The sequence below is a fragment of the Salmonella sp. 2020_1395 genome, assembly GCF_043848115.1.
Taxonomy (GTDB): Bacteria; Pseudomonadota; Gammaproteobacteria; order Enterobacterales; family Enterobacteriaceae; genus Salmonella; species Salmonella enterica.
This window is the reverse complement of sequence record NZ_JBCMFH010000030.1, coordinates 1-7,896: the sequence shown is the minus strand read 5'-3', so window position 1 is coordinate 7,896 and position 7,896 is coordinate 1. Positions and strand designations below refer to the sequence as shown.

Annotated in this window: 9 protein-coding genes and 4 pseudogenes; 10 read left to right on the top strand and 3 right to left on the bottom strand. The window is 62.0% G+C overall.

Translation table 11 applies throughout. The features are described 5' to 3' along the window. Positions 1-376: 376 nt before the first annotated feature. Complete coding sequence (locus tag ACH0WD_RS24190) at positions 377-544, bottom strand: hypothetical protein (protein WP_161403145.1); 168 nt, start codon at positions 542-544, stop codon at positions 377-379. Positions 545-570: 26 nt separating this feature from the next. Beyond that, entirely contained in the window at positions 571-855 is a 285-nt protein-coding gene (locus ACH0WD_RS24185; protein WP_094336938.1) for a mobilization protein, read from the bottom strand. Between the two features lie 199 nt (positions 856-1,054). On the opposite strand from ACH0WD_RS24185, the pseudogene ACH0WD_RS24180 reads away from it, so the two are divergent. The 10 genes and pseudogenes from ACH0WD_RS24180 to ACH0WD_RS24135 all read left to right on the top strand — a co-directional run. Continuing rightward, positions 1,055-1,648, top strand: a pseudogene (locus ACH0WD_RS24180) (MobA/MobL family protein); the annotation flags it as partial. A 154-nt stretch (positions 1,649-1,802) separates the two neighbouring features. Then, positions 1,803-2,216 (top strand): IncQ-type mobilization protein MobB, encoded by a 414-nt coding sequence (locus ACH0WD_RS24175; RefSeq protein WP_198869628.1) that lies wholly within the window; start codon positions 1,803-1,805, stop codon positions 2,214-2,216. Continuing rightward, positions 2,213-3,184: a DNA-primase RepB domain-containing protein gene (locus ACH0WD_RS24170; RefSeq protein ID WP_236766887.1), complete on the top strand. Its 972-nt coding sequence runs from the start codon at positions 2,213-2,215 to the stop codon at positions 3,182-3,184. Before ACH0WD_RS24175 ends, ACH0WD_RS24170 begins: the two co-directional genes overlap by 4 nt. A 55-nt stretch (positions 3,185-3,239) precedes the next feature. Continuing rightward, entirely contained in the window at positions 3,240-3,446 is a 207-nt protein-coding gene (gene urfF, locus ACH0WD_RS24165; protein WP_094336940.1) for a plasmid repression protein F, read from the top strand. 28 nt (positions 3,447-3,474) lie between these two features. Beyond that, a complete protein-coding gene (locus tag ACH0WD_RS24160; protein ID WP_114263612.1) occupies positions 3,475-4,314 on the top strand; it encodes a helicase RepA family protein in 840 nt (279 codons plus the stop codon). Further along, positions 4,301-5,152, top strand: a complete 852-nt coding sequence (gene repC / locus ACH0WD_RS24155; protein WP_223602028.1) for a replication protein C, IncQ-type — start codon at positions 4,301-4,303, stop codon at positions 5,150-5,152. The genes ACH0WD_RS24160 and repC overlap by 14 nt, the downstream gene beginning before the upstream one ends. Positions 5,153-5,200: 48 nt before the next feature. Then, positions 5,201-5,389: pseudogene (locus ACH0WD_RS24150) on the top strand (transposase); the annotation flags it as partial. Further along, positions 5,371-5,772, top strand: a pseudogene (locus ACH0WD_RS24145) (DUF3363 domain-containing protein); the annotation flags it as partial. The pseudogenes ACH0WD_RS24150 and ACH0WD_RS24145, both read left to right, overlap by 19 nt. Positions 5,773-5,989: 217 nt before the next feature. Next, the gene (floR, locus tag ACH0WD_RS24140; RefSeq protein WP_058100717.1) at positions 5,990-7,204 is read left to right on the top strand and encodes a chloramphenicol/florfenicol efflux MFS transporter FloR; all 1,215 of its coding nucleotides are present in this window, start codon (positions 5,990-5,992) and stop codon (positions 7,202-7,204) included. A gap of 27 nt (positions 7,205-7,231) precedes the next feature. Beyond that, positions 7,232-7,351: pseudogene (locus ACH0WD_RS24135) on the top strand (LysR family transcriptional regulator); the annotation flags it as partial. Here ACH0WD_RS24135 and ACH0WD_RS24130 read toward each other — a convergent pair. Continuing rightward, entirely contained in the window at positions 7,306-7,617 is a 312-nt protein-coding gene (locus ACH0WD_RS24130; RefSeq protein WP_223820406.1) for a plasmid recombination protein, read from the bottom strand. The pseudogene ACH0WD_RS24135 and the gene ACH0WD_RS24130 overlap by 46 nt on opposite strands. Positions 7,618-7,896 lie beyond the last annotated feature (279 nt).

The window sequence follows — 7,896 nt, the reverse complement described above, 5'->3', positions numbered from 1 at the left end:
GGGGGGAGCTGGTGGGGTGTTGGAAAAATCCATCCATGATTATCCAAGAATAATCCACTAGGCGCGGTTAACAGCGCCCTAGTGGGGCGCTGTTTGCCCTTGCTTAAAATGCCGGCCAGAGGCCGGATAGCTGGTCTATTCGCTGCGCTAGGCTACACACCGGCCCCACCCGCTGCGCGGCAGGGGGAAAGGCGGGCAAAGCCCGCTAAACCCCACACCAAACCCCGCAGAAATACGCTGGAGCGCTTTTAGCCGCTTTAGCGGCCTTTCCCCCTACCCGAAGGGTGGGGGCGCGTGTGCAGCCCCGCAGGGCCTGTCTCGGTCGATCATTCAGCATCGGCATCATCTGCTAATTTCCCGCAATGTTCGCAGGTAATCATAGGTTTGGATTGGTTTCTCTATCTGGATCACACGAATTGCAGCGACTCAATGAACCATCATCGTAATAATGAAGCTCCTCTCCGCATTCACAGCGCAGTTCATCACTGAGCAGTTCATCAATAAAATCAGCGTCTGTGTAATCGTCTAGTTTTAAATCAGTCATTATTGCTTTCCTTTATTAGTTTAAATTCAGGCCGGCTCATCCTTCTGGCGTGGCGGCAGACCGAACAAGGCCCGGTCGTGGTCGCGTTCAAGGTACGCATCCATTGCCGCCATGAGCCGATCTTCTGGCCACTCGCTGCTGTTCACCTTGGCCAGAATCATGGCGCCCACCAGCACCTTGCGCCGCGTTTCGTTCTTGCGCTCTTGCTGCTGCTCCCTTGCCCTCACCCGCTGAATCTCGGCATTGATCCGTGCTCGCTGTTCTTCGAGCTTGGCCAGCCTATCCGCCGCCTTGTTGCTCCCCTTAGCCATCTTGACACCTCATTGTTAATGTGCTGTCTCTTAGGCTATCATGGAGGCACGACGGCGGCAAACCCCGACCGTACTTTGTACGTGAGGGCGCACTTACCGGTTTCTCTTCGAGAAACTGGCCTAACGGCCACCCTTCGGGCGGTGCGCTCTCCGAGGGCCATTGCATGGAGCCGAAAAGCAAAAGCAACAGCGAGGCAGCATGGCGATTTATCACCTTACGGCGAAAACCGGCAGCAGGTCGGGCGGCCAATCGGCCAAGGCCAAGGCCGACTACATCCAGCGCGAAGGCAAGTATGCCCGCGACATGGATGAAGTGCTGCACGCCGAATCCGGGCACATGCCGGAGTTCGTCGAGCGGCCCGCCGACTACTGGGATGCTGCCGACCTGCATGAACGCGCCAATGGGCGGCTGTTCAAGGAGGTCGAATTTGCCCTGCCGGTCGAGCTGACCCTCGACCAGCAGAAGGCGCTGGCGTCCGAGTTCGCCCAGCACCTGACCGGTGCCGAACGTTTGCCGTATACGCTGGCCATCCATGCCGGTGGCGGCGAGAACCCGCACTGCCACCTGATGATCTCCGAGCGGATCAATGACGGCATCGAGCGGCCCGCCGCTCAGTGGTTCAAGCGGTACAACGGCAAGGCCCCGGAGAAGGGCGGAGCGCAGAAGACCGAAGCACTCAAGCCCAAGGCATGGCTTGAGCAGACCCGCGAGGCATGGGCCGACCATGCCAACCGGGCATTAGAGCGGGCTGGCCACGACGCCCGCATTGACCACCGAACGCTTGAGGCGCAGGGCATCGAGCGCCTGCCCGGTGTTCACCTGGGGCCGAACGTGGTGGAGATGGAAGGCCGGGGCATTCGCACCGACCGGGCAGACGTGGCCCTGAACATCGACACCGCCAACGCCCAGATCATCGACTTGCAGGAATACCGGGAGGCTATAGACCATGAGCGCAATCGACAGAGTGAAGAAATCCAGAGGAATCAACGAGTTAGCGGAGCAGATCGAGCCGCTGGCCCAGAGCATGGCGACACTGGCCGACGAGGCCCGACAGGTCATGAGCCAGACCCAGCAGGCCAGCGAGGCGCAGGCAGCGGAGTGGCTGAAAGCCCAGCGCGAGACACAGGCAGCATGGGCCAAGCTGGCCAAGGAATTGTGGGAAGTGGCCAGCGAGGTGAGCGACGCCGCGCAGAGCGCCCGGAGCGCGGCCAGAGGGTGGCACTGGAAGCTGTGGCTAACCGTGATGGCGGCTTCCATGATGCCTACGCTGGTGCTGCTGATCGCATCGTTGCTCTTGCTCGACCTGACGCCACTGACAACAGAGGACGGCTCGATCTGGCTGCGCTTGGTGGCCCGATGAAAAACGACAGAACCTTGCAGGCCATAGGCCGACAGCTCAAGGCCATGGGCTGTGAGCGCTTCGATATCGGCGTCAGGGATGCCACCACCGGCCAGATGATGAACCGGGAATGGTCAGCCTCCGAAGTGCTCCAGAACACGCCATGGCTCAAGCGGATGAATGCCCAGGGCAATGACGTGTATATCAGGCCCGCCGAGCAGGAACGCCATGGTCTGGTGCTGGTGGACGACCTCAGCGAGCTCGACCTGGAGGACATGAAAGCCGAGGGCCGGGAACCGGCGCTGATCGTGGAGACCAGCCCGAAGAACTATCAGGCATGGGTCAAGGTGGCCGACGCCGCAGGCGGTGAACTCCGGGGGCAGATTGCCCGGACGCTGGCCAGCGAGTACGACGCCGACCCGGCCAGCGCCGACAGCCGCCACTATGGCCGCTTGGCGGGTTTCACCAACCGCAAGGACAAGCACACCACCCGCACCGGCTATCAGCCGTGGGTGCTGCTGCGTGAGTCCAAGGGCAAGACCGCCACCGCTGGCCCGGCGCTGGTGCAGCAGGCTGGCCAGCAGATCGAGCAGGCCCAGCGGCAGCAGGAGAAGGCCCGCAGGCTGGCCAGCCTCGAACTGCCCGAGCGGCAGCTTAGCCGCCACCGGCGCACGGCGCTGGACGAGTACCGCAGCGAGATGGCCGGACTGGTCAAGCGCTACGGTGACGACCTCAGCAAGTGCGACTTTATCGCCGCGCAGAAACTGGCCAGCCGGGGCCGCAGTGCCGAGGAAATCGGCAAGGCCATGGCCGAGGCCAGCCCGGCGCTGGCAGAGCGCAAGCCCGGCCACGAAGCGGATTACATCGAGCGCACCGTCAGCAAGGTTATGGGTCTGCCCAGCGTCCAGCTTGCGCGGGCCGAGCTGGCACAGGCACCGGCACCCCGCCAGCGAGGCATGGACAGGGGCGGGCCAGATTTCAGCATGTAACGCTTGCATTAGCGCTAACGGGTAGTATACTGTTAGCTCTAATGGAGGATTTGAGATGAAAGACCATCGGGACACGCAGACCGGCAACCTGTTGGCCACGCCCAACGCGATCAGGCAGGCTAGGTTTGCCGACGCTCAGCGAAAACTGGGCCGCAAGGCCCGTAAGATATGGGCCACAGACGACGAGGCCGAGGCGCTGCGTCTGTACCTGGAAGAACTCAGAGCGGCGCAGGGCGGGGGTAGTGACCCCGCCAGCGCCTAACCACCAACTGCCTGAACAGGAGGCAATCATGGCTACCCATAAGCCTATCAATATTCTGGAGGCGTTCACAGCAGCGCCGCCACCGCTGGACTACGTTTTGCCCAACATGGTGGCCGGTACCGTGGGGGCGCTGGTGTCCCCCGGTGGGGCCGGCAAGTCCATGCTGGTTCTACAGCTGGCCGCACAGATCGCAGGCGGCCCCGACCTGCTGGACGTGGGAGAGCTGCCCACCGGCCCGGTGATCTACTTGCCCGCCGAAGACCCGCCCACCGCTATACATCACCGCCTGCACGCATTGGGGGCGCACCTGACCGACGAGCAACGGCAAGTCGTGGCTGACGGTCTGCTAATCCAGCCGCTGATCGGCAGCCTGCCCAATATCATGGCCCCGGAGTGGTTCGACGGCCTCAAGCGCGCCGCCGAGGGCCGCCGCCTGATGGTGTTGGATACGCTGCGTCGGTTCCATATCGAGGAAGAGAACGCCAGTGGCCCCATGGCGCAGGTGATTGGCCGCATGGAGGCCATCGCCGCCGATACCGGGTGTTCTATCGTGTTCCTGCACCATGCCAGCAAGGGCGCGGCCATGATGGGCGCAGGCGACCAGCAGCAGGCCAGCCGGGGATCGTCCGTGCTGGTGGATAACATCCGCTGGCAGTCCTACCTGTCCGGCATGACGGCCGCCGAGGCCGAGGAATGGGGCGTGGACGACTCACAGCGGCCCTATTTCGTCCGCTTTGGTGTCAGCAAGGCCAACTATGGGGCGCCGTTCAAAGACCGCTGGTTCAGGCGGCATGACGGCGGGGTGCTCAAACCCGCCGTGCTGGAAAAGCAGCGCAAAAGCAAGGGGGTGCGCCGTGGTGAAGCCTAAGAACAAGTACAGTCTCAGCCACGTCCGGCACGACCCGGCGCACTGTCTGGCTCCCGGCCTGTTCCGTGCCCTCAAGCGGGGCGAGCGCAAGCGCAGCAAGCTGGACGTGACGTATGACTACGGCGACGGCAAGCGGATCGAGTTCAAGGGGCCGGAGCCGCTGGGTGCTGATGATCTGCGCATCCTGCAAGGGCTGGTGGCAATGGCTGGGCCTAATGGCCTAGTGCTTAGCCCAGGACCCAAGACCGAAGGCGGGCAGCAGCTCCGGTTGTTCTTGGAACCCAAGTGGGAGGCCGTTACCGCTGATGCCATGGTGGTTAAGGGCAGCTATCGGGCGCTGGCCCGTGAAATCGGGTATGCAGAGGATGGCGGCAGCCAGTTCAAGGCAATCCGGGAGTGCATTGAGCGCCTGTGGACAGTCTCCATCATCGCCCAAAATGGCCGCAAGCGGCAGGGGTTCCGGCTGCTTGCCGAGTACGCCAGCGACGAGGCAGGCGGGCGTCTGTACGTGGCCCTGAACCCCTTAATTGCTCAGGCCGTCATGGGTGGTGGCCAGCATGTGCGCATCAGCATGGACGAGGTGCGAGCGCTGGACAGCGAAGCGGCCCGCCTGCTGCATCAGCGCCTGTGTGGCTGGATCGACCCCGGCAAGACCGGCAAGGCGGCCATAGATACCCTGTGCGGCTATGTCTGGCCGTCAGAGGCCAGTGGTTCGACCATGCGCAAGCGCCGCCAGCGGGTGCGCGAGGCGTTGCCGGAGCTGGTTGCGCTGGGCTGGACGGTAACCGAGTTCGCGGCGGGCAAGTACGACATCACCCGGCCCAAGGCGGCAGGCTGACCCCCTGTTTAACAGTCACGCCCCTCCCCCTCCGCACTGTCAGATTGCTACCAGCTCAAGACGCCGTACCGGGACGGCACCACGCACGTCATTTTCGAACCATTGGATTTCATTGCAAGGCTGGCCGCCCTGGTACCGAAGCCCAGAGTCAACCTAACCCGCTTCCACGGGGTGTTCGCACCCAACAGTCGGCACCGGGCGTTGGTCACGCCGGCAAAACGGGGCAGGGGCAACAAGTCCGCGAAGCCATGGACCAGCGCCGCGAGCACCATATCGAACAGGGCGACGCCACCCGCAGCCGGGACAGCCGCGTCTTCTACCGGCGCAACCTTCTCGCCATCCTGCGGGAGCGCGAGGTAGCCGGCGTCGGATCGGATATGGCTTTGAGTAAGGGCCTGCCGTTCCGCGCCGCCACGGACGGCGAGAGCGTCAGCGGCAAGTTTACCGGAACCGTGCATCTATCGAGCGGCAAGTTCGCCGTGGTCGAGAAATCCCATGAGTTCACCCTTGTCCCGTGGCGGCCGATCATCGACCGCCAACTCGGCCGCGAGGTTATGGGCATCGTGCAGGGCGGGTCGGTGTCGTGGCAGTTAGGGCGGCAGAGGGGGCTGGAACGCTGAGTGCGCCCATGCCGCATTGCGAATGCAAAAGATAATCGGATAAAATGTAGCAATTCATATTCGTAAGCGTGGAGTAATCAGATGGGAAATTCCAAGTCAGCAGACAAGTAAGCCGCAACAACCAGTATTGTTGTTGCGGCGCTCTGTAAGGCTAGTCTCATCTGATTGCTGACGAGCAGACGTCGCCCGGTATTCCTTAATCGAGGGTTGATTCGTCATGACCACCACACGCCCCGCGTGGGCCTATACGCTGCCGGCAGCACTGCTGCTGATGGCTCCTTTCGACATCCTCGCTTCACTGGCGATGGATATTTATCTCCCTGTCGTTCCAGCGATGCCCGGCATCCTGAACACGACGCCCGCTATGATCCAACTCACGTTGAGCCTCTATATGGTGATGCTCGGCGTGGGCCAGGTGATTTTTGGTCCGCTCTCAGACAGAATCGGGCGACGGCCAATTCTACTTGCGGGCGCAACGGCTTTCGTCATTGCGTCTCTGGGAGCAGCTTGGTCTTCAACTGCACCGGCCTTTGTCGCTTTCCGTCTACTTCAAGCAGTGGGCGCGTCGGCCATGCTGGTGGCGACGTTCGCGACGGTTCGCGACGTTTATGCCAACCGTCCTGAGGGTGTCGTCATCTACGGCCTTTTCAGTTCGATGCTGGCGTTCGTGCCTGCGCTCGGCCCTATCGCCGGAGCATTGATCGGCGAGTTCTTGGGATGGCAGGCGATATTCATTACTTTGGCTATACTGGCGATGCTCGCACTCCTAAATGCGGGTTTCAGGTGGCACGAAACCCGCCCTCTGGATCAAGTCAAGACGCGCCGATCTGTCTTGCCGATCTTCGCGAGTCCGGCTTTTTGGGTTTACACTGTCGGCTTTAGCGCCGGTATGGGCACCTACTTCGTCTTCTTCTCGACGGCTCCCCGTGTGCTCATAGGCCAAGCGGAATATTCCGAGATCGGATTCAGCTTTGCCTTCGCCACTGTCGCGCTTGTAATGATCGTGACAACCCGTTTCGCGAAGTCCTTTGTCGCCAGATGGGGCATCGCAGGATGCGTGGCGCGTGGGATGGCGTTGCTTGTTTGCGGAGCGGTCCTGTTGGGGATCGGCGAACTTTACGGCTCGCCGTCATTCCTCACCTTCATCCTACCGATGTGGGTTGTCGCGGTCGGTATTGTCTTCACGGTGTCCGTTACCGCGAACGGCGCTTTGGCAGAGTTCGACGACATCGCGGGATCAGCGGTCGCGTTCTACTTCTGCGTTCAAAGCCTGATAGTCAGCATTGTCGGGACATTGGCGGTGGCACTTTTAAACGATGACACAGCGTGGCCCGTGATCTGTTACGCCACGGCGATGGCGGTACTGGTTTCGTTGGGGCTGGTGCTCCTTCGGCTCCGTGGGGCTGCCACCGAGAAGTCGCCAGTCGTCTAACCGACGACTGGTAGCAGGCCCGCTCCGATGCGGCGCACTAACCATCGAAACCTCGTGAATGTCGGTATCCTGTCTGGCAGGATACCGCTCATTTCCCTTGTTCAGTTCATCGCCGTCGCCGAGCATCTGAATTTTCGGCATGCGGCCAGCCACTCGGTCGATCGCTTGAAGAACTCCCGCTGCTGGTCGGCGCTTGCGGTCTGCCACCACTCCGGCGAGGCGCTCATCACGTATTCGACCGCCAGCACCGCATCCTTGCGCCGCTTCTCCGGCAACCGCTCCCTGAGCTTGCCCATCGCCTCATCGGTCGATCTGGCCGCCAGGTGATCGTTGTCCGGTGTGCGCTCCTGATCGGCGTTCGGCGTCTCGCGGTCGCGGTAGCAGTGCTGCAACGCAGCCGCCACCGTGCCCATGCTGTTGAGCTTCTTCGCCCTCATGATCGCAAACGCCATCCGTCCCCCGGCGCAACTGTCACGCCCCCGGCGTAACTGTCACGCCCCCCCGGCGTAACTGTCACGAACCCCCGGCGTAACTGTCACGCCCCTAAACCTGCAAACCCAGGAAGGGGGGGAGCTGGTGGGGTGTTGGAAAAATCCATCCATGATTATCCAAGAATAATCCACTAGGCGCGGTTAACAGCGCCCTAGTGGGGCGCTGTTTGCCCTTGCTTAAAATGCCGGCCAGAGGCCGGA